Source organism: Pseudonocardia sp. Ae150A_Ps1 (assembly GCF_001932315.1).
Classification (GTDB): Bacteria; Actinomycetota; Actinomycetes; order Mycobacteriales; family Pseudonocardiaceae; genus Pseudonocardia.
Genome location: NZ_MCIJ01000001.1, coordinates 5800241 through 5819500, shown reverse-complemented (window position 1 = coordinate 5819500; position 19260 = coordinate 5800241). Strand labels below are relative to the sequence as shown.

The window sequence follows — 19260 nt, the reverse complement described above, 5'->3', positions numbered from 1 at the left end:
GGTGATGACCGATCCCGTCGCGCTGCTGCCCGGCGCCGTCACCGACCGGCTCGCGGCCCTGCGGTCCCGGGTCGGCTCGGCGGTGTTCTCCCGGGTCGCCGGCGACGAGGGCTCCGGCCGCCGGGCCCGGATCCTCGGCGCCGACGGCCCCCGCTGGTTCGACGACGACGCCCCGATCCGCCGGGTGCACGGCGACGCGTCGATGTTCGTCGGCGGGCTGCGCGCGCTGCTGCTGCAGTCGCTGCACCCGCTCGCCATGGCCGGCGTCGCGGGGCACTCGGGGTTCCGCGGCGACCCGTGGGGACGGCTGCAGCGGACGTCGTACTTCCTGGCCGCGACGACGTTCGGCCCGGCCGAGGAGGCCGAGCGCGTCATCGCGAGGATCCGGCACGCGCACGGGTACGTGCAGGGGACGGCGCCGGACGGGCGCCCCTACTCGGCGTCGGACCCGCACCTGCTGCGCTGGGTGCACGTCGCCGAGATCGACAGCTTCCTCACCGCGCACGACCGCTACGGCAGCGAGCCGCTCGACGCGGCGGGCCGGGACCGCTACGTCGCCGACACCGCTCGCGTCGCCCGCGCGCTGGGCGTGCCGGACCCACCGGAGACGGCCGCGGAGCTGGCCGCACAGATGGAGGGGTACCGGCCGGAGCTGCGCGGCACCCCGGAGGCCCGCGACGCCGCCCGGTTCCTGCTCCTGGAACCGCCGCTGCCGCTGACCGCGCGGGTGCCCTACGGCGTGCTGGCGGCCGCGTCGGTGGGCCTGCTGCCGCGCTGGGCGCGGATGCCGCTGCGGCTGCCGTGGCTGCCGGTCACCGAGGCGACCGTCGTCCGGGCCGGCGGGACGCTGATCACCGCGGGGATCCGCTGGGTGACGAGCGCGCCCCCGGAGCCGGCGCCACCGGTGCCCCCGATGCCGCCGGTGCATCCGTAACCGCTGCTCCGCTGCTCTCCGCTACTCCGCTGCTCCGCTACTCGGCGGCGAGCAGGACGTCGGTGTCGAAGCAGGTCCGGGTGCCGGTGTGGCAGGCCGGGCCCTCCTGGTCGACGACGACGAGCACGGCGTCGCCGTCGCAGTCCAGCCGCACCTCGTGCACGTGCTGCACGTGCCCCGACGTGTCGCCCTTGACCCAGTACTCCTGCCGGGACCGGGACCAGTAGGTGCCGCGGCCGGTGGTCAGCGTGCGGTGCAGCGCCTCGTCGTCCATCCAGCCGACCATCAGCACCTCACCGGCCCGCGACTGGACGACCGCGCAGACCAGGCCGTCGGCGTCGCGCTTGAGCCGGGCGGCGACCGCAGGGTCCAGCGCCGACTCGGTGACCCGCGTGCTCATCGGACCTCCACTCCCCCGTCGCGCATCGCGTCCTTGACCTCGCCGATCCGCAGCTGTCCGAAGTGGAACACGCTGGCCGCGAGCACGGCGTCGGCGCCGGCGCGGACGGCCGGGGTGAAGTGCTCGACCGCGCCCGCACCGCCGGAGGCGATCACCGGGACGTCGACCACCTTCCGGACGGCCTCGATCATCTCCAGGTCGAACCCGGCGCGGGTGCCGTCCGCGTCCATCGAGTTGAGCAGGATCTCGCCGACGCCCAGCTCCTGGCCGCGCTCGGCCCACTCGACGGCGTCGATCCCCGCGGAACGTCGGCCGCCGTGCGTGGTGACCTCCCAGCCCGACGGCTGCGGCTGCCCGCCCTCCGGGACCCGGCGGGCGTCGACCGACAGGACGATGCACTGCGAGCCGAACCGCCGCGACATCTCGTGCAGCAGCTCCGGCCGGGCGATCGCCGCGGTGTTCACACCGACCTTGTCGGCACCGGCGCGGAGCACCCGGTCGACGTCGTCGGGGGTGCGGATGCCGCCGCCGACGGTCAGCGGGATGAACACCTGCTCGGCCGTGCGCCGGACGACGTCGATCATCGTCCCGCGGTCCGACGACGACGCCGTGACGTCGAGGAAGGTCAGCTCGTCGGCGCCCTCCGCGTCATAGACGCGGGCCATCTCGACCGGGTCGCCCGCGTCGCGGAGCTCCTTGAAGTTGACGCCCTTCACCACGCGCCCGGCGTCGACGTCCAGGCAGGGGATGACGCGGACCGCGACGCCCATCACGCACCCACCTTCCAGACGGCCTCCAGCGCCTCCGGCAGGGTGAACCGGCCGGCGTAGAGCGCCTTCCCGATGATCGAGCCCTCGATGTTCACGCCGGTCGCGGCGACCTCGGCGAGCCGGACCAGGTCGGCCACCTCGGCGATCCCGCCCGACGCGACGACCGGCGCCGTGGTCGCCTTCGCGACCTCGGTGAGCAGGTCGACGTTCGGGCCCTGCAGCGTGCCGTCCTTGGAGACGTCGGTGACGACGTAGCGGGCCGCACCGTCGCGGTCGAGCCGCTCCAGGGCCTCCCAGAGGTCACCGCCGTCGGTGGTCCAGCCGCGGCCGGCGACCCGGCGCCGTCCGTCGATCATCTTGACGTCGAGCCCGATCGCGATCCGGTCGCCGTGCTCGGCGAGGACACGCCGGCACCACTCCGGGTTCTCCAGCGCGGCCGTGCCGAGGTTGAGCCGGGCGGCGCCGGTCGACAGCGCGCGCTCGAGGGACTCGTCGTCGCGGATGCCGCCCGACAGCTCGACGGACAGGTCCAGCGTGCCGACGACCTCGGCGAGCAGCTCGGCGTTCGAGCCCCGCCCGAACGCCGCGTCGAGATCGACCAGGTGCACCCACTCGGCGCCGCCGCGCTGCCAGGTCAGGGCGGCCTCCAGGGGCGAGCCGTAACCGGTCTCGGTGCCGGCCTCGCCCTGCACCAGCCGGACGGCCTGGCCGTCGACGACGTCCACCGCGGGAAGCAACGTGAAGCTCACGGGGCCAAGGGTATCCAGGGCCGCCCCACGGCCCGGGGGTGGCCGGGGACGGCGTCGTCGAACTCGGCGCGCGACCCGGCGCCGGCGGCCCTACCGTCGCCGGCATGGATCTCTCCGGGGCACGCACGCTGGTCGTCGGTGCGACGGGAGTGCTCGGTGCGGCGCTGACCGACGCCCTGCGCGACGCCGGCGCGACGCTCGCGCTGGCGGGCCGGTCCGCACCGGCCGGGCAGGGCGACGAGCCGGCTTTCACCCTCGACGCGCTGGACCTGGAGCGGTGCGCCGCCGTCGTCGACGAGGCGGCGGACGCGCTCGGCGGGCTGGACCTGCTGGTCGTCGCGATCGGGGTGGCGGGGTTCGGTGACGAGGCCGAGACCGACGTGGTCACCGAGCACCTCCTGACGGTGAACGCGCAGGCCCCGATGGCGCTGGGCCGGGCCGCGCTGCGCCGGTTCCCGCCGAAGGACGACGGCGGCGGCACCGTCGCGATGATCTCCGCGATCCTCGCCGACGTCCCGACGCCCGGGATGGCGACCTACTCGGCGTCCAAGGCGGCGCTCTCGGCGTGGCTGACCGCGACCCGCCCGGCCGCGCGACGGCAGGGCGTGCGGGTGCTCGACGTCCGCCCGCCGCACATCGAGACCGGCCTGGCCGACCGGGCCGTGGCGGGGACCCTGCCGACCGGCATCAGCGCGGGCTCGGACGTCGGCGCCCTCGTCGGGCACGTGCTCGACGCGCTGCGCGACGACCGGCGGACCGTCACGTTCGACCTGCGGAGCGGGGAGTACGCGGTCAGCTGAGCGCGGGCAGCCCGAGCCGTTCGCGGGCGGGAACGAGCGCGGCGGCGATGTCGTCGTCGGTGTACTCGTACTGCAACGCCGCCTCCCGGAGCCGGTCGGCGGCCTCGCGGACCTCGTCGGCGTGCGCCTGGTGGATGTCGAGAATGGAGTCGATCTTCGCTTGGAACACGGCCTGTGCGTCGACGGACACGACGTCGTCACCGCACCGCGGGATGGCGCGCAACCCGTTCGCGTCCCGGAGGGCGGCCATCATCGCCTCCGCCTGCGCGGCGAGCAGTGCGTGCACCGCCAGGACGTTGTGGGCGTCGACCTGCACCATCAGGCTGTCCGAGGCGGTTCCGCGGGGTGAGTTCGCTGCGATCGTCACGCCCGGAACGGTAGGAGCCGACGATCCCGCCCACGCGGTTCTCCACAGCCCGGTTCGCACGAGCGAACCCGATGTCAGGAGACCCTCCGGCGCGCGCTCTCCAGTGCCTCGGTCGCGGCGGCGTCCGCCTGCGCACAGACCTGGTCGACCGGGTACGGCGCGCCCGAGCCCCGCTGCCGTTCGACGGTCTGCACCTGGATCCGCATCAGCTGCGCCTCCCCGACGTCGACGAGGATCTCGCAGAGCGGATAGGTGGCCTCACGCTCCACGATCCGGACCGTCCCGTATCCCGCGATCGTGCCGACGACCGCTCCGGGGGCACCCACGGCATCCGCCGCGTCCTGCGGGATCAGCTGGACGCTGTAGTCGAACGGGGTGTCCAGGCTGCCCCAGCCGCACGCACGCGTCGTCGTCCCACTCGACACGGCGGTCGCCGGCCTGCCCGTCCCCACTCGGAGGTCGGAACGAGCGCGGGCCCCCACCAGAGCGCACGGGTCCAGCCGCTCGATGTCGATCTCCGCCGGCCGGGGCGGGAACGGATCGGGCGGAGCCGCCGGGGCAGAGCTGCAGCCGGCCACCGTCGCCACAGTCGCCACCATCAGGGCGACCATCCGACGTCGACGGGCATGCGAACGGGCCACGGATCCTCCAGTCGGGCGCGTCCGGCGAGACTAGCGACGCCCTCCTCCCGGACGGGCCCGATCAGCGCAACCGGTACACCGGAGCGAAGTCCGGCATCGGCCGGCGGCCGTGCCCCCGCCTCGAGCTGTCGAAGCACCGGGCAGACGCTCGGTCCACGTCCGCTCTGAGCGATCACCGGTCAGAACGGCGGCGCTTCGGACGGATTTCCCACCCCGGCTTCGACCACTTCGGGATCCGGGCTGGGCGTCAGCTCGGCCGGATCGTCGGACGGTCCGGTGGCCGTCCGCGGTCCAGCTATGTCCGCGCGCCGGTCGAGCGGATCGCTGATGTACCGGTAGTCCTTCGGCCGCGTGGTCTCCGACCAGCCGCACGGGCTGATCCAGGTCAACGCGCCGTCCGGCCCGGCCAGGACCTGCCAGCCCGCCACGTCCTTCAGCTTGTGATGCCCCAGGCACAGTCCGTGCAGGTTCGCCGCGCTCGTCGGTCCGCCTGCGGCCCACGGCACCAGGTGATCCAGGTCCCGGATCGGCCGGGTGCACGACGGGCCACGGCACGTCCCGTCCCGCGACCGCACGAAGTCGGCCAGACCCTCCGGCGGGTGGTAGGTGCTGCGCCCGTGGTCCAGGCACACGCCCGACAACGGATCGGTCACCAGCCGCTGCCACACCCCGCCCGCGGCCAGCGCGCGAGCGGTGACCGCCGGGATCGGACCGTGCCCGACCAGCTCCGCCGGCCGATCCGCGCCGAGCAGGGTGTCGAGGGAGACCACGACCTGGATCAACGGCTTGCGCCCGATCACGTCGGACGGATCCGGCTTCGCCGCGAGCGCCCGGACCACCGCCTCGGTGACTGACACCGCCTCACCGATCGACGCCACCTCACCGACCGACACCGCCTCGGCACCCGCCCTGCCGAGCTCGCCCTCGACCGCGGCGCAGACGCTGCCCAGGTCGGTCACCGACAGCGTGCCCTGCAACAGCTGGTGAGCCAGGTCGACCCGCCGCTGGTCCAACGTCCGCGGATCGTCCGTGCCGAGCGACCGGGCCAGCCGGTCCACGCACCGCCACGACGCCTCGGTCTGCTCCGCCGTGCCGCCCAGCCACAGCGAGGCCATCCCCTCGTCGCCACGACTGATCGACATCCGCCGGTCCGCCTTCGCCCGCTCGTGCCGGACCCGGGCGCCGTCGGGATCGGCCCGCGCGATCGCGCGACGCAGTCGGTCCCGCAGCAGCCGGTACGGCGTCCCCGGTGCACCGGCCAGGATCCGGTCCTCGACCTCCCGGGCGAGCTCGTCGGACAACACGGCGATGGCGTCGCCGATCGCGCACGCGAGGCGCTCGTCGATCTCCCCCGGCTCCCACGTCGACAGCGTCCGCGGCAGCACCTGCCGGAACCGCAACGCCTCCCCCAGCAGGCCCCGCGCCTGGTCCCGGCTCACGCCCAGGACCAGCGCGACCTGGTCCGGCAACCACCGCGACACCTCGCACACCGCTCGCGGATCCGCGTCGGGTGGCGCCGCGCGCGACCCCGCCGGGTGCCGGGACGCGAACTCGCCCAGCATCCGGGTCCGCAACGCCGAGGCCCAGCGCACCATCCGCTCTGCCCCTTCCACCACGGCGAGCACCTGCTCGTCGGAGAGCAGGTCGCTCATCCCGCCCGCGGTCTGGCACTCCAACGCGAGCCCGTGCCCCACCGGCCGGTCCCGGTGCACCGTCGCCGCCCACGGTTCGTCGTCGCCGCACAGCCGCGCGCACAGACTGCGGGGCATCCCGTGCGGGCACGGGTCGGCGAGCACCGCGTCCAGCGAGACCAGATCGCCGTCCAGATCGACCATGTGTTCGATTCTACCGGTGCCGTGACAGTCCCCTCTAGAAGAACCTGAGCCCATCCGGCGCAAGGACACGACCGCTCGGCCCGATCGATCGGCGGCGGGCCATGGTGCCGACGGGCTGTGCCACCGGGACGGGCTGTGCCGCCGGGACGGGCCGGGGCACCGCGGCGGACCGGGCACCGCGCGCGCCGGGGCACCGAGGCCGACCGGGCACCACCCCAGACCCAGCACCACAACACGCCAGAACACCCAGGCGGACCCAGCACCGAGGCAGGCTGCAGCTCCGTGGTCGATCCCGCGACGGCCCACCCGCCCACCGCCCGAGCCGGGCGAGCCCCGTCGGCGAAAGGGCGCAGCCCCGCCGATCGGAGGCGCGATCCCGCACTTCTCACCGTCCCCGCGGAACCGGCGAGACCGCTGGTCACCGCCGGAACGGGACGCAGGCGGAGCGGCGACGGCGCTGGCGCCACAGCCACGATACGAGCGAGCCCGGACGCGTGCGACGAGCGATACCGCGGGCAGGCACACCGGTGCGCGGCCGGGCCGGCGAGCCGCACCGGCAGGCGGGAACGCGAGCGGCGGGTGGCCGGGGAGCCCGCGCCCGCCGGTGTCAGCCGACGGGGTGCGACCCGTCGGCCGCCTTGGGGACGAGCACCTCGCCCTCGAGACCGTCGGGGTCGCGGAAGAACATGCTGAAGGCCGCGCCGAAGTCGTTGACCGTGCCGTCCGAGGCGCCGTGCGCCATCAGCCGCTCCCGGATCGTCGCGAACGCCGCGTACGACGACGCCCGCAGACCGACGTGGTCCAGCTGCCCGCGGTGCCACATCGGGGTCTGGCGGTCGGCCTCGTCGCTGCCGGGCACGGTGAACACGTTGAGCTCGGTGTGCGGACCGATCCGCATCACCGTCATCGTCTCCTCGGCGTCCTGCCCGTGCGACCGGGTCGGCCCGATCTCGGCGTCGAACACCGCCTCGTAGAAGGCCCCGAGGCGCCGGGGATCGTGGGTCAGGGTGGCGATGTGGTCGACCCCGCTCAGCAGCAAGGCTCGATCATCCCCTCTCACCGGGTCCGCTCAGCCGACGGACGTCAGCCAGTTCTCCAGCACGGTCGCCCCGGCGTCTCCGGACTTCTCCGGGTGGAACTGCGTGGCCGTGAGCGGCCCGTTCTCGACGGCCGCGACGACGTCCTCGCCGTGGTGGGTCCAGGTGACCTTCGGCGGGGCGATCGCGTGCGACTCCTGCAGCTCCCACCGTCGCACACCGAACGAGTGCACGAAGTAGAAGCGGGTCGCGTCGTCCAGCCCGGCGAACAGGGTGCTGCCGTCGGGAACCCGCACGGTGTTCCAGCCCATGTGCGGCAGGACGTCGGCCTGGATCCGCTCCACGGTCCCGGGCCACTCGCCGCAGCCCTCGGTGTCCTCGCCGAACTCGACGCCGCGCTCGAACATCACCTGCATCCCGACGCAGATGCCGAGCACCGGCCGTCCCCCGGCCAGGCGCCTGCCGATGATCTGCGGGCCGCGGACCTCGTGCAGACCCTTCATGCAGGCCGCGAACGCACCGACGCCCGGGACGACGAGCCCGTCGGCCTCGACCGCGGCGTCGAAGTCGGACGTGACGGTGACGTCCGCGCCGACGCGTTCCAGCGCCCGTTCGGCGGAGCGGAGGTTTCCCGAGCCGTAGTCGAGGACGACGATCCGTGTCACCGGGCCAGGATAGTCGCCGGTCCGTGGCCGACCGTCAGGACCGCCCGGCGCGGGCCGTGACGACGGCCGACGTCCCGGCCGCCGCCGCCAGGCAGGCCCCGGCGGCCAGGGCAACGGTCCCGGGACCGATCACCACCGCGACCGGCGCGCCGGTCGCGACCGACAGCCCCGACGCGACCGCCAGGAGCGGCGCGACGGTGACCGCGACGCCCAGCACGACCCCGACGAGCGTCGCGGCGCCCGCCTCGGCCGCGGCCACCGCGATCCGCTGCCCGGGCGTCGCACCGGCCGCGGCGAGCACCGCGAGGTCGGGGCGGCGGGAGCGGGTGGCGGCCGCGATGCCGTTCACGACGGCCAGCCCTCCGTAACCGGACGAGACGGCGACGAGCAGCGCGGCGAGCGCGTCGGTGAGCTGGGCGTCGACGGCGTAGTCGGCCAGGGCGTAGGACCGCGCGTCCCGCACGGTGACGCCCGCCGGCGGCGGATCCGGCACGGCGTCCGAGGGGAGGAACGCCGTGTCCGTGAGCGCGGCCGGGTCGTGCGCACGGACGTCGTCCCGTGCGACGGCGACGTCCCCGCGCCGCTCGTCCGGTGGCAGCACCCGGGAGACCCGCAGCGCCGGGTCGCTGCCGTCGGCGAACCGGACGGGCAGCACGTCGCCCGCCACCACCCCGAGGCCGGCCGCGGCCGGCTCGGAGAGCACCACCTCCCCCGGCCGGACGAGCGCGGTGTCGGCGGTGCCGACGGCGTCCACCGCGGTCGGACCGGCCGGGCCGCGCAGCACCAGGACGGTCGGCAGCGGGACCCGCGCGCCGGGGACGGACAGCGCGCGGGCGGTGGTGTCCGGGATCCCCGGCGCCCCTGCCTGTTCGACGGCGACGCTGCCGGCCAGCACCGCGGTCCGCTGCGCCGGGTAGGCCGCCGCCATCGTGTCGACCAGGCCGCCGATCAGGACCGCGAACCCGACCGCGACGACGGCCGGTGCCGCCACCGCCGCCGACCGCGCCGGTGCGGCGGTCAGCCCGGTCCGCACGAGGCCCGGCACGGCCCCTCCGGACAGCGGCCCGGAGCCACGGGCTCGTGCGCGCCGGGACGGGACGGCGGCGAGCCCACCGGGCAGGGCGATCACCGCGGGCGCCAGCAGCGCCGCGGCCACCACGAGCACCGCCCCGGCCGCCAGCGCGAGCCCGATCCGGCCGTCGCCCTCCGCACCGGCGGTGAGCACCGCGAGTACCCCGCCGCCGACCGCGACGACGAGCCCGGTGACCAGCCGCGGCCGTCCGGCCCGGCCGGCGGGACCGCGGTCGGTGACGGCGTCCAGCGGCACCGCGCGCGCCGCCGTCCTCGACGCGGCGAGGCCACCGCCGAGCGCCAGCACGATCCCCGCCGTGGCCGCGACGAGCAGCGGCCCCGGCGTCACCGGCACGGACCCGACCGGCCGCGCGGCGTCCACCGCGACGAGCGCCCGGTACAGCGCCGGCCCGAGCGCGGCCGCGAGCGCCGTTCCCAGCGCCGCACCCGCGGCCCCGACCAGCGTGGCCTCCCCCAGCACCACCCGCCGGACCTGGCCGGGCGTGGCACCGACCGCGCGCAGCAGCCCGAGCTCGCGCCGCCGCCCGGCGACCGCGGTGGACAGCGCCGCCGACCCGACGACGACCGTCGTCACCCCGGTCAGCAGGCCGAGCGCGGCGAGCAGCTGGTCGCCGCGGTACCGGACGCGGGAGTCCTGCACCGGCTCGACGGCGCCGCGGTCGTCGCCGGTCAGCACCGCCGCGCCGGGCGGGACCTGCGACGCCGGCACCGGACCGAGCACCCCGATCGTCCGGACACCGGGCGCGAACCGGGCCGCCTCCGCGTCCGTCAGATAGACCCCGGGCCCGTCGGTGACGCCGGTGACCCGGACCGGGCGGACGGCGTCGGCGAACAGCACCGGCAGCTCCGCACCGGGGCGCAGGCCCAGGTCCGCCCCGACGACGGCCTCGCCGGGAACCGACGGCGACCCGCCCGCGACGATCCGGTACCCGCCGAGCGCGAGGCTCGCGATGCCGTGCCCGCCCTCCCGGTCCTCCGGGTCCCCGGCCGGGATGCCGCCCGGCATCGGGACGGCGGGGAACGACCGATCGGGCACCGCCGTCGTCCCCGGGGTCGCGCCGAGCCGGTCGGCGACGGCGGCGGCCCCGGCCGACGGCCACGGGACCCGTCCGTCGGACCGCGGAGTCCGGAACTCCGCGACCCGGGGCGGGACGACCAGCGCCGACGTCGCCGAGAGCCGCTCCTGCACCGGCGGCCGGGCGGCCCCGGCGGCCAGCAGGACCGCGCCGAGCAGCCCCACCCCGACGGCGACGACGAGCACCGTCGCGAGCAGCTCCCGCCACCGGGTCCGCAGGTTCGCCGCGGCGATCATCGGACGGCACCCGCGCGCCCCGCGACGCGGCGGGCGATCCCGGTGGCCGTGTCCCCGTCCCCCGGCCGGCCCGGGACGCCGAACCGCTCGTGCAGGCGACCGTCGCGCAGCACCACCACCTCGTCCGCCCAGGCCGCGGCCGCCGGATCGTGGGTGACCATCAGCGTCGTCACCCCGGCCACGTCGGTGCACCGCCGCAGCAGCCCCAGGACCTGCGCCGACGACGTCGAGTCGAGCGCGCCGGGCGGCTCGTCGGCGAACACCGTCGCCGGGCGGGACAGCAGGGCGCGGGCGATCGCGACCCGCTGCTGCCCCCCCCTCCCCCCCCCGGACAGCTGTGCGGGGCGGTGCCCGGCGCGGTCGGCGAGCCCGACCTCGTCCAGGGCCGCCGTCACCGCGTCCCGAGAGACGCGCCGCCGCGCGAGCCGCGCGGGCAGTGCCACGTTCTGCGCGGCCGTCAGCGAGGTGACCAGGTTGAACGCCTGGAACACGAACCCGATCCGTTCGCGGCGCAGTAGCGTGCGGCGGCGTTCGGACAGCGCACCGAGGTCGGTGCCGTCGAGCAGCACGTGGCCCGACGTCGGCACGTCGAGCCCGGCCGCGCAGTGCAGCAGCGTCGACTTGCCGGAGCCGGACGGCCCCATCACCGCGGTGAGGGTCCCGGGACGCAGGGTGAGGTCGACGCCGTCGAGGGCGGCGACCGCGGGACCGGCGCCGGAGTGCACCCGGCGGACGGCCCGCAGTTCGAGAGGAGGGGTCATGCTCCCGAGCAGACCCCGGCGACCGGGCCGGGCGCGGTCACCCGCACGGGAGAGCGGAGGTAGCCCTGGCACTGCCGCGCGCGGCGCCGCGATCTCCTACGTTGCGGGGTGTGCGGATCGCGACGGCCTGGCAGGCGATGGACCAGCAGCCGCTGCGGTTCCTCGCGACGCCGTGGCCGTGGCGCTCGCTCGGCTACCTCGTCACCGGAGCGGCACTCGGCGCCGTCGTGCTGGGCGCGTTCGCGGTGCCCGGCTCCGGACTGGTGCTGGGTGGGCCGGCGCTCGCCGTCGGCACCGGATCGCTGCTGGTCCTGGCCGTCCTGTCGGCAGGACGGCCGCTGGCGGCACTGGAACGACGGCGGCTGCGGCTGGTCGACGACGAGCCGCTGCCCGCGCCGCCCCGCCCGCCCGGGCCGTGGTGGCGGGCCGCCGTCACCTGGCGGGAGGTCGGGTTCGCGCTGCTCGTCGCGACCGGACTGGCCGCGCTGGACGCCTGCGTCCTCGGCTTCTCCCTCGTCCTGCCGGTGCTGCTGGCCCTCTCCCCCGTCGACGACCCGACGGCGTGGCCGCTGGTGATCGTCGGTGTCCTGCTGCTCCTCGCGGCGCCGTGGACGGTGACCGCCTGGGCCGGTGCGCGGGCCGCGCTGACCCGCACCGTCCTCGGTCCGCGTGGCGCCGAGCTGGGGCCGGGGATCGCCGACGTCGCCACCCGGCGGCTGATCGGCGCGTTCGAGACCGAGCGCGCCCGGATCGAGCGGGACCTGCACGACGGTGCGCAGCAACGGCTCGTCGCGCTCGGGGTGACACTCGGGCTGGCCCGCCTCGACGCCGCCGACGGTTCCCCCGCGGCGGCCCGGTTGGACGACGCCCGCGACCAGCTCGGGCTCGCGCTCGCCGAGCTGCGCGACCTCGTCCGCGGGCTCGACCCGCGGACCCTCGCCGACGACGGGCTGGCCGCCGCCGTGGAGGACCACGCGGCGCGCTGCCCGGTGCCGACCGAGGTCGACCTGCGACCGGCGGGCCTGCTGCCGCCGCGGGTCGCGACGACCGCGTACTTCGTCCTCGTCGAGGCCCTGACCAACACCGCCCGGCACAGCGGGGCCCGGTCGGCGACGGTCACCGGGCGCCGGCACGCCGACCAGCTCGTCCTCGAGGTCCGCGACGACGGCCGCGGCGGCGCCGACCCCGGGGGCGGGTCCGGTCTCACCGGGCTGGCCGAGCGGGTCGCGCTCGCGGGCGGACGGGTGCGGCTCTCCAGCCCTCCCGGCGGCCCGACCCTGCTACCGGTGGAGCTGCCGTGCGCGTGATCGTCGCCGAGGACGCCGTCCTCATGCGGGAGGGGCTCGTCGCACTGCTGGAGCGGTTCTCCCACACCGTCGTCGCCGCCGTCGCCGACGCCCCGGCGCTGCTCGGTGCGGTCCGGCGGGACCGGCCGGACCTCGTGCTGACCGACGTCCGGATGCCACCGGACCACACCGACGACGGCCTGCGCGCCGCCGTCGGTCTGCGGACCGCCGATCCCGGCCTGCCGGTGCTGGTGCTGTCCCAGTACGTCGAGCCGGTCGCGGCGGAGGCGCTGCTCGACACCGGCGACGGCGCGGGCGTCGGCTACCTGCTGAAGGACCGGGTCGCCGACGTGACCGGTTTCGCGACCGCCGCCGAGCGGGTGGCCGCGGGCGGGACCGTGCTCGACCCGGAGGTCGTGCAGCGGCTGGTCCGGCGACGGCGGGACCCGGTCGGGCGGCTGTCCCCGCGCGAGCGGGAGGTGCTCGACCTGATGGCGCAGGGCCGGTCGAACGCCGAGATCGCCGCCGCGCTCGTGCTGTCCGACGCGGCGGTGAACAAGCACGTCCGCGCGGTGTTCACCAAGCTCGACCTGCCTGCCGACACCGCCGGGCACCGGCGGGTGCTCGCGGTGCTGGCCCGGCTCCGGTCGGGGTCCTAGAGCGCGCCCTTGGTCGACGGCACCCCGGTGACCCGCGGGTCGGCCTCGGTCGCGGCGCGCAACGCCCGCGCGACGGCCTTGAACTCCGCCTCGGTGATGTGGTGCGGGTCCCGGCCGTCGATCACCCGCACGTGCAGCGCGAGGTGGCCGTGGAAGGCCAGCGACTCGAACACGTGCTTGTTCAGCACGGTCGGGTAGTGCCCGCCGACGACGAAGCCGCGCATCATCTCCGGCTCGCCGGTGCAGACCGTGTACGGCCGCCCGGAGACGTCGACGACGGCCTGGGCCAGCGCCTCGTCCATCGGGATCCACGCGTCGCCGAACCGGCGGATCCCGGTCTTGTCGCCGAGCGCCTGCCGGATCGCCTGGCCGAGCACGATCGCGACGTCCTCGACGGTGTGGTGGGCGTCGATCTCGGTGTCACCGTCGGCGTGGACCGACAGGTCGAACGAGCCGTGCTTGCCGAACGCGTCGAGCATGTGGTCGTAGAACGGCACCTTGGTGTCGATCTCGCTACGGCCGGTGCCGTCGAGGTCGATCTCGACGGTGATCCGGGTCTCCTTGGTGACGCGCTCGACGCGCCCCACTCGGTTGCTCACAGCAGCTCCTTCGTGGCGAGGTCGGTGGCGGCGGCGAGGAAGGCGTCGTTCTCCTCGGGCGTGCCGAGCGTGACACGCAACCGCTCGGGGATCCCGCTGTCGCGGATGAGGACGCCTCGCTCCAGGAATCCCTTCCAGGCGCGCCCGGCGTCGGCGAACCGGCCGAAGAGGATGAAGTTGGCGTCGCTGGGCACCACGTCGTAACCCGCGGCGGCCAGCTCCCCCGACACGCGGTCGCGCTCGGCGGCGAGCAGCGCGACCGAGCCGAGGGTGGCGTCGGCGTGCCGCAGCGCGGCCCGCGCCGACGCCTGGGTCAGCACCGACAGGTGGTACGGCAGCCGCACCAGCTGCAACGCCTCGACGACGGCGGGCGCGGCCGCGAGGTAGCCGAGCCGGCCCCCGGCGAACGCGAACGCCTTGCTCATCGTCCGCGACACCACGAGCTTGTGGCCGTGCGTCGCGAGCAGCGTGGTCGCGCTCGGGCGGCCGGTGGCCTCGGCGAACTCGGCGTAGGCCTCGTCGACGATCACGATCCCGGGCGCCGCGTCGACCAGGCGGGCGAGGTCCTCCGGGGCGATCGACTGCCCGGTCGGGTTGTTCGGGCTGGTGATGAAGGTGACGTCCGGCGCCCGGTCGCGGAGCGCCGCGACGGCGGCCTCGACGTCGACGGTGAAGTCGTCGCGGCGCGGGACACCGACGAACTCGGTCTGCGTGCCGGACGCGAGGATCGGGTGCATCGAGTAGCTCGGCACGAACCCGAGCGCGGTGCGGCCCGGGCCGCCGAAGACCTGCAGCAGCTGCTGCAGGATCTCGTTCGAGCCGTTCGCCGCCCACAGGTTCTCCCGCGTCAGCTCGACACCGGTCTGCCGGGACAGGTAGGTGGCCAGGTCCGCACGGAGCGCGACGTGGTCGCGGTCCGGGTAGCGGTGCAGCTCCCGGGCGGCCTCCTCCACGGCGGAGGCGATGTCGGCCACCAGCTCCGGCGGCGGCGGGTACGGGTTCTCGTTGGTGTTCAGCCGGATCGCGACGTCGAGCTGCGGGGCCCCGTACGGGCTCTTCCCGCGCAGGTCGGCGCGCAGCGGCAGCTCGTCGAGCCGGACGTTCTCACCGGGGGTCACGTCCGGGCCTCCTCGAAGCGGGCGGTCACGGCCTCGCCGTGGGCGGGCAGGTCCTCGGCGTCGGCCAGCGTCACGACCTGCGCCGCGACGTCGCGCAGCGCCTGTTCGCTGTAGTCGACGACGTGCACGCCGCGCAGGAAGGTCGCGGTCGAGAGCCCGCCGGAGTGCCGGGCGCAGCCACCGGTCGGCAGCACGTGGTTGGACCCGGCGCAGTAGTCGCCGAGCGAGACCGGTGACCAGGCCCCGACGAAGATCGCGCCGGCGTTCCGTATGCGCGCGGCGACGGCGGCCGCATCGGCGGTCTGGATCTCCAGGTGCTCCGCGGCGTAGGCGTCGACGACGGCGACACCGTCGTCGACCGACGACACCAGGATCACACCGGACTGCGGGCCGGTCAGCGCCGTGCGGACCCGCTCCGTGTGCTTGGTCGCCCCGACCCGGGTCTCCAGCTCCGCCTCGACCTGCCGGACCAGCTCGTCGGAGTCCGTGACCAGCACCGACGCCGCGTTCGGGTCGTGCTCGGCCTGCGAGACCAGGTCAGCGGCGACGTGCGCGGCGTCGGCGGTGGCGTCGGCGAGGATCGCGATCTCGGTGGTGCCGGCCTCGGCGTCGATCCCGACCAGGCCGCGGAGCATCCGCTTCGCGGCGGTGACGTAGACGTTGCCCGGCCCGGTCACCATGTCGACCGGCTCCAGCTCGGCGCCGTCGGTGTCGGTACCGCCGTGGGCCATCAGCGCCACGGCCTGCGCGCCGCCGACCACCCACACCTCGTCGACGCCGAGCAGCGCCGCCGCGGCCAGGATCGTCGGGTGCGGCCGGCCGCCGAACTCGGCCTGCGCCGGGGAGGCGACGACCAGCGACTCCACCCCCGCCGCCTGGGCCGGGACCACGTTCATGATCACCGACGACGGGTAGACCGCGAGCCCGCCGGGCGCGTAGAGGCCGACCCGGCGGACGGGGACGAACCGCTCGGTGACGGTGCCGCCCGGGACCACCTGCGTCACGACGTCGGCCCGGCGCTGGTCGGCGTGCACCGTGCGGGCCCGCCCGATCGACGTCTCCAGTGCCTCGCGCACCGCGGGGTCGAGGTCGCGCAGGGCGGCGGCGACCGCCGCGGCCGGCACCCGCACGGTCTCCGGGCGGACCTTGTCGAACCGCTCCGTGGCGTCGAGCGCGGCGGCGGCACCGCGCTCGGCCACGTCCTCCACCAGGGGGCGCACCGCGTCGAGCGCGGCGTCGATGTCCAGCTCGGCGCGCGGCATCATCCCGCGCAGGGTCGCCGGGCGGGGCAGCGGCGCACCGGGCACGTCGGGGCGCAGGTCGAGGCGGCGGAGCATGGTCCCCAGCGTACGGTGGGGGCCGACACCGACTCAGCCCACCGGCACCAGCCGGAGGTTCTCCGGACCCGACCACGGGGTGCCGACGTCCACACCCTCCGGGTGGTGCCCGGACCGGGAGACCAGCCGGGTCGTCCCGCGGTGGTACGGCGCCGGTTCCAGGAAGAGGTAGTTGGCGTCGAGCAGCACCCGCGTCACCGGACCGGCGGCGGCCCGTCGCTGCTCGATCCGGGCGAGCATCGGGGCCCGTTCGGACAGCGGGTCGTCGATCGCGCAGCGGTCGGCGCAGAAGTAGGCCAGCGCCCCGAGCTCACCGGCGGAGACGACCTTGCCGTGCAGCCCGGCGGCGACGGTCGCGTACTCCGCCGTCGTCGCCCGGTTCGTCGCGATCGGCGCGACCGTCCACGGGGTGCCGTGCCGCAGGTCGAACTCGCCGGAGACCACGACGAGCCCCGCCGCGGCCACCCCGAGGACGACGGCGGGAACACCGGTCGCGAGCGCCCCGACCGTCCAGGCCGCCAGCAGGCTCAGCGCGCCGACCGCGGGCCCGTAGTACCAGTGGTACGGCGCGGTGCCGATCACGACGAACGCGCCCGCGTGCACCACTGCACCGAGCCCCAGCACGACCGGCGCGACCGCCCCGGGACGGCGCGCGAGCAGCCAGGACACCCCGCCGACCAGCCCGGCGGCCGCCGGGAGCAGGGCGAGGACGGTCGCCTCCGGGAAGCGCTCGTGGTAGACGAACAGCCCGTCGGTGAAGGTGATGTGGTGCCTGCCCCAGCTGTCGCCGATCTTCCACAGCACGGTGTCGGGCACGACCGAGCCGAGCGCCACCCAGGAGAACGCGTACCAGGGCAGCGACACCGCCACCGCGGCCGCCAGCACCGTGGCGAGCCGGCGTCGCAGCACCGGCACGGCGAGCGCGGCGACGGCCGCGACCACGACGAGGTCCGGCCGGGTCAGCGTCAGCAGCCCGCAGACGACGCCCGCGACCACCACCCGCCCGGTGACGGCCGCGTACGCCAGCCCGGCCAGCAGCGTCACCGCCAGGTAGGTCTCCAGCCCGACGGTCGACAGCAGCAGCGGGTTCACCAGGAGCAGCGCGGCCGGCAGCGCCGCGGTCCAGCGCGGCCACCCGAGATGGTCCCCGGTGCGCTGCGACCACCAGGTGACGGTCGCGGCGAGCCCGGCGAGCACGATCCCGGCGGCGACGACCGCGTCCCGCACGACGACGGTGACCACGGCCTGCAGCAGCACGTTCAGCGGCGAGGTCGCGGTGTGGGAGATCCCGTCGAGGTTCGCACCCCAGTGCCCGTGGAACGCGAGGTTCCGCACGTAGGTGAGCGTGATGTAGGCGTCGTCCACGAGCGCGTCCCGGACGAGCAGGAACACCCCGGCCGCGAGGACGGCCGCACCGGCCGGCAGCGCGGCGGGCAGGAGCCACGACGGCGCCGGTACGGGCGCCCGGTGCCGCCCCCGGCGCACCTCCGGAGGCCGGGTGGGGGTGAGCACGTCCGGAGTCTGGCACCGAATCGTCGCCGTGGGACGTCGACGCGTCGGTGACGTGCGAAAATGGCGGCGACGACCGGGAATGACGCTCCTGTTCGTGTCGAGCCGCCCGGAGCCCGGTCCGGTGTGCGGCCGAGGTCGTTGTCGGTGCCGCGTGGCAGTCTCCGGGCCGTGGACCTCCATGTGGGCGACGACGAGCGCCGGGCCCGGCTCGTGACCCGGCACCGGCTCGCCCCGCACACCCGCACCGACGACGTCACCGCGATCGCGGACGATCTCGTCGCGCTGCACTCGACGGATCCCGTGACCGTCTACCTGTCGGCCGCGGCGCGGATGGTGACGCCGTCGCTGGCCCCGGTCGACGCCGCGCTGTACGACGACCGTGTCCTGCTCCGCCACCACGCGATGCGCCGCACGCTGTGGGTGTTCGGCCACGAGCACGCCGCGCTGGCCCACCACGGCGCCACGTCCGGGGTCGCCGCGGTGCAGTACCGGAACCTCATGGGCCAGGTCGGCGCGGCGGGGGTCGCCGATCCCGCCGCCTGGTACGCCGACGCCGCCGCCCGGGTCCTGGCGGTGCTGGCGGAGCGGGGGCCGACGACCGCCCGCGAGGTCCGGTGCCGCGCTGCCCGACCTGGCCGCGCAGCAGCTCCCGGTCCAGGGTGGGAGCCACCCCGCGCACAGCCGGGTGCTGCTGGTGCTCGGGTTCGAGGGCCGGGTGCTGCGGGCCCGCCCGACCGGCACCTGGATCAACGGCCAGTACCGGTGGGCGACGGCGGGGAGCTGGGTCCCGGGCGGGATCGGGCCCGCCCCCGTACCCGACGGCGACGACGGTTCCGGGGGCGCCCGGGCCGCCGCAGCGGGCCTCGCCCGGGCCTACCTGCGCGCGTTCAGCCCGGTGACCCGGGACGACCTGAGGTGGTGGGCCGGCTGGACGGTCGCGACCACGAGGGCCGCGCTCGCCGACACCGGTGCCGTCGAGGTCGGTCTCGACGGCGGGGCCACCGGCTACCTGCTGCCCGACGACCTCGGGCCGGTCGGCGACCCCGGCCCGTCGGTGGCACTGCTCCCCGGCCTCGACCCGACGACGATGGGTTGGAAGGCCCGCGGCCACTACCTGTCCGAGGACGACGCGGCGCTGCTGTTCGACTGCAACGGCAACGGCGGGCCCGCAATCTGGGTGGACGGCCGGATCGCCGGGACCTGGGTGCAGCGCCGGGACGGCACGATCGCGACGAGGCTGTTCCCCGGCGCGCACGACCGGCCCGGTGTCGAGGACGACGTCGCCGCCGCGGCGGAGCGCCACCGGGCGGTGCTCGGCGACGTCCGGTTCTCGGTCCGCTACCCCGCCCCGGTCCAGCCGGAGCTGCTGGCCGGGGCGTGAGCGGT

19 protein-coding genes are annotated in these 19260 nt (G+C 75.9%); 5 read left to right on the top strand and 14 right to left on the bottom strand.

Translation table 11 applies throughout. The features are described from left to right. Positions 1 to 4: 4 nt before the first annotated feature. Positions 5 to 934, top strand: a complete 930-nt coding sequence (locus Ae150APs1_RS27365) for an oxygenase MpaB family protein (RefSeq protein ID WP_075301179.1) — start codon at positions 5 to 7, stop codon at positions 932 to 934. Positions 935 to 971: 37 nt separating this feature from the next. Here Ae150APs1_RS27365 and hisI read toward each other — a convergent pair whose 3' ends face one another. The 3 genes from hisI to priA are packed head-to-tail and all read right to left on the bottom strand — an operon-like array spanning position 972 to position 2853. Continuing rightward, the gene (gene hisI / locus Ae150APs1_RS27360) at positions 972 to 1334 is read right to left on the bottom strand and encodes a phosphoribosyl-AMP cyclohydrolase (RefSeq protein WP_010224570.1); all 363 of its coding nucleotides are present in this window, start codon (positions 1332 to 1334) and stop codon (positions 972 to 974) included. Then, complete coding sequence (hisF, locus tag Ae150APs1_RS27355) at positions 1331 to 2104, bottom strand: imidazole glycerol phosphate synthase subunit HisF (protein WP_075301177.1); 774 nt, start codon at positions 2102 to 2104, stop codon at positions 1331 to 1333. Before hisF ends, hisI begins: the two co-directional genes overlap by 4 nt. Continuing rightward, entirely contained in the window at positions 2104 to 2853 is a 750-nt protein-coding gene (priA, locus tag Ae150APs1_RS27350; RefSeq protein WP_075301174.1) for a bifunctional 1-(5-phosphoribosyl)-5-((5-phosphoribosylamino)methylideneamino)imidazole-4-carboxamide isomerase/phosphoribosylanthranilate isomerase PriA, read from the bottom strand. The genes hisF and priA overlap by 1 nt, the downstream gene beginning before the upstream one ends. Before the next feature lie 104 nt (positions 2854 to 2957). On the opposite strand from priA, the gene Ae150APs1_RS27345 reads away from it, so the two are divergent. Beyond that, positions 2958 to 3653 (top strand): SDR family oxidoreductase, encoded by a 696-nt coding sequence (locus tag Ae150APs1_RS27345; RefSeq protein WP_075302681.1) that lies wholly within the window; start codon positions 2958 to 2960, stop codon positions 3651 to 3653. Here Ae150APs1_RS27345 and Ae150APs1_RS27340 read toward each other — a convergent pair. The 7 genes from Ae150APs1_RS27340 to Ae150APs1_RS27310 all read right to left on the bottom strand — a co-directional run bounded on the left by Ae150APs1_RS27340 (position 3646) and on the right by Ae150APs1_RS27310 (position 11363). After that, positions 3646 to 4020 (bottom strand): PE domain-containing protein, encoded by a 375-nt coding sequence (locus tag Ae150APs1_RS27340; protein WP_029239185.1) that lies wholly within the window; start codon positions 4018 to 4020, stop codon positions 3646 to 3648. The genes Ae150APs1_RS27345 and Ae150APs1_RS27340 overlap by 8 nt on opposite strands. 74 nt (positions 4021 to 4094) lie before the next feature. Continuing rightward, positions 4095 to 4619 carry a DUF3558 family protein gene (locus Ae150APs1_RS27335; RefSeq protein ID WP_249266497.1) on the bottom strand — a complete coding sequence of 175 codons (525 nt, stop codon included), beginning with the start codon at positions 4617 to 4619 and terminating at the stop codon, positions 4095 to 4097. A gap of 221 nt (positions 4620 to 4840) precedes the next feature. Beyond that, positions 4841 to 6496, bottom strand: coding sequence for an HNH endonuclease signature motif containing protein (locus tag Ae150APs1_RS27330; RefSeq protein WP_075301170.1), 1656 nt, complete (start codon positions 6494 to 6496; stop codon positions 4841 to 4843). A 607-nt stretch (positions 6497 to 7103) separates the two neighbouring features. Further along, complete coding sequence (locus tag Ae150APs1_RS27325; protein ID WP_075301168.1) at positions 7104 to 7535, bottom strand: VOC family protein; 432 nt, start codon at positions 7533 to 7535, stop codon at positions 7104 to 7106. A 30-nt stretch (positions 7536 to 7565) separates the two neighbouring features. Next, the gene (gene hisH, locus Ae150APs1_RS27320) at positions 7566 to 8198 is read right to left on the bottom strand and encodes an imidazole glycerol phosphate synthase subunit HisH (protein ID WP_010238669.1); all 633 of its coding nucleotides are present in this window, start codon (positions 8196 to 8198) and stop codon (positions 7566 to 7568) included. A 34-nt stretch (positions 8199 to 8232) separates the two neighbouring features. Next, complete coding sequence (locus Ae150APs1_RS27315; RefSeq protein WP_075301166.1) at positions 8233 to 10602, bottom strand: ABC transporter permease; 2370 nt, start codon at positions 10600 to 10602, stop codon at positions 8233 to 8235. Further along, positions 10599 to 11363: an ABC transporter ATP-binding protein gene (locus tag Ae150APs1_RS27310; protein ID WP_075301164.1), complete on the bottom strand. Its 765-nt coding sequence runs from the start codon at positions 11361 to 11363 to the stop codon at positions 10599 to 10601. Before Ae150APs1_RS27310 ends, Ae150APs1_RS27315 begins: the two co-directional genes overlap by 4 nt. A gap of 110 nt (positions 11364 to 11473) precedes the next feature. Here Ae150APs1_RS27310 and Ae150APs1_RS34025 point away from each other — a divergent pair, with 110 nt between their 5' ends. After that, positions 11474 to 12670 carry a sensor domain-containing protein gene (locus Ae150APs1_RS34025; protein ID WP_075301162.1) on the top strand — a complete coding sequence of 399 codons (1197 nt, stop codon included), beginning with the start codon at positions 11474 to 11476 and terminating at the stop codon, positions 12668 to 12670. Continuing rightward, a complete protein-coding gene (locus tag Ae150APs1_RS34020; protein ID WP_010230981.1) occupies positions 12661 to 13308 on the top strand; it encodes a response regulator transcription factor in 648 nt (215 codons plus the stop codon). The genes Ae150APs1_RS34025 and Ae150APs1_RS34020 overlap by 10 nt, the downstream gene beginning before the upstream one ends. Here Ae150APs1_RS34020 and hisB read toward each other — a convergent pair. The 4 genes from hisB to Ae150APs1_RS27280 are packed head-to-tail and all read right to left on the bottom strand — an operon-like array spanning position 13305 to position 17874. Continuing rightward, on the bottom strand, positions 13305 to 13907 hold the full coding sequence (gene hisB, locus Ae150APs1_RS27295) for an imidazoleglycerol-phosphate dehydratase HisB (protein WP_075301160.1): 603 nt from the start codon (positions 13905 to 13907) through the stop codon (positions 13305 to 13307). The two genes, Ae150APs1_RS34020 and hisB, sit on opposite strands and share 4 nt — an antisense overlap. Further along, entirely contained in the window at positions 13904 to 15025 is a 1122-nt protein-coding gene (locus tag Ae150APs1_RS27290; RefSeq protein WP_075301158.1) for a histidinol-phosphate transaminase, read from the bottom strand. Before Ae150APs1_RS27290 ends, hisB begins: the two co-directional genes overlap by 4 nt. Beyond that, positions 15022 to 16362, bottom strand: coding sequence for a histidinol dehydrogenase (gene hisD, locus Ae150APs1_RS27285; RefSeq protein ID WP_075301156.1), 1341 nt, complete (start codon positions 16360 to 16362; stop codon positions 15022 to 15024). The genes Ae150APs1_RS27290 and hisD overlap by 4 nt, the downstream gene beginning before the upstream one ends. Before the next feature lie 33 nt (positions 16363 to 16395). Then, on the bottom strand, positions 16396 to 17874 hold the full coding sequence (locus Ae150APs1_RS27280; protein WP_083680524.1) for a hypothetical protein: 1479 nt from the start codon (positions 17872 to 17874) through the stop codon (positions 16396 to 16398). 379 nt (positions 17875 to 18253) lie between these two features. Between Ae150APs1_RS27280 and Ae150APs1_RS27275 the strand changes: the two genes are divergently transcribed. Then, positions 18254 to 19255, top strand: a complete 1002-nt coding sequence (locus Ae150APs1_RS27275; RefSeq protein ID WP_083680525.1) for a crosslink repair DNA glycosylase YcaQ family protein — start codon at positions 18254 to 18256, stop codon at positions 19253 to 19255. The last annotated feature ends 5 nt before the right edge of the window (positions 19256 to 19260 follow it).

Bases quoted from the DNA above. Each gene is read 5' to 3' on its own strand.
- Ae150APs1_RS27365 (WP_075301179.1), top strand. From the start codon at position 5: ATGACCGATCCCGTCGCGCTGCTGCCCGGCGCCGTCACCGACCGGCTC.
- hisI (WP_010224570.1), bottom strand. From the start codon at position 1,334: ATGAGCACGCGGGTCACCGAGTCGGCGCTGGACCCTGCGGTCGCCGCC.
- hisF (WP_075301177.1), bottom strand. From the start codon at position 2,104: ATGGGCGTCGCGGTCCGCGTCATCCCCTGCCTGGACGTCGACGCCGGG.
- Ae150APs1_RS27345 (WP_075302681.1), top strand. From the start codon at position 2,958: ATGGATCTCTCCGGGGCACGCACGCTGGTCGTCGGTGCGACGGGAGTG.
- Ae150APs1_RS27335 (WP_249266497.1), bottom strand. From the start codon at position 4,619: ATGGTGGCGACTGTGGCGACGGTGGCCGGCTGCAGCTCTGCCCCGGCG.
- Ae150APs1_RS27330 (WP_075301170.1), bottom strand. From the start codon at position 6,496: ATGGTCGATCTGGACGGCGATCTGGTCTCGCTGGACGCGGTGCTCGCC.
- Ae150APs1_RS27315 (WP_075301166.1), bottom strand. From the start codon at position 10,602: ATGATCGCCGCGGCGAACCTGCGGACCCGGTGGCGGGAGCTGCTCGCG.
- Ae150APs1_RS27310 (WP_075301164.1), bottom strand. From the start codon at position 11,363: ATGACCCCTCCTCTCGAACTGCGGGCCGTCCGCCGGGTGCACTCCGGC.
- hisD (WP_075301156.1), bottom strand. From the start codon at position 16,362: ATGCTCCGCCGCCTCGACCTGCGCCCCGACGTGCCCGGTGCGCCGCTG.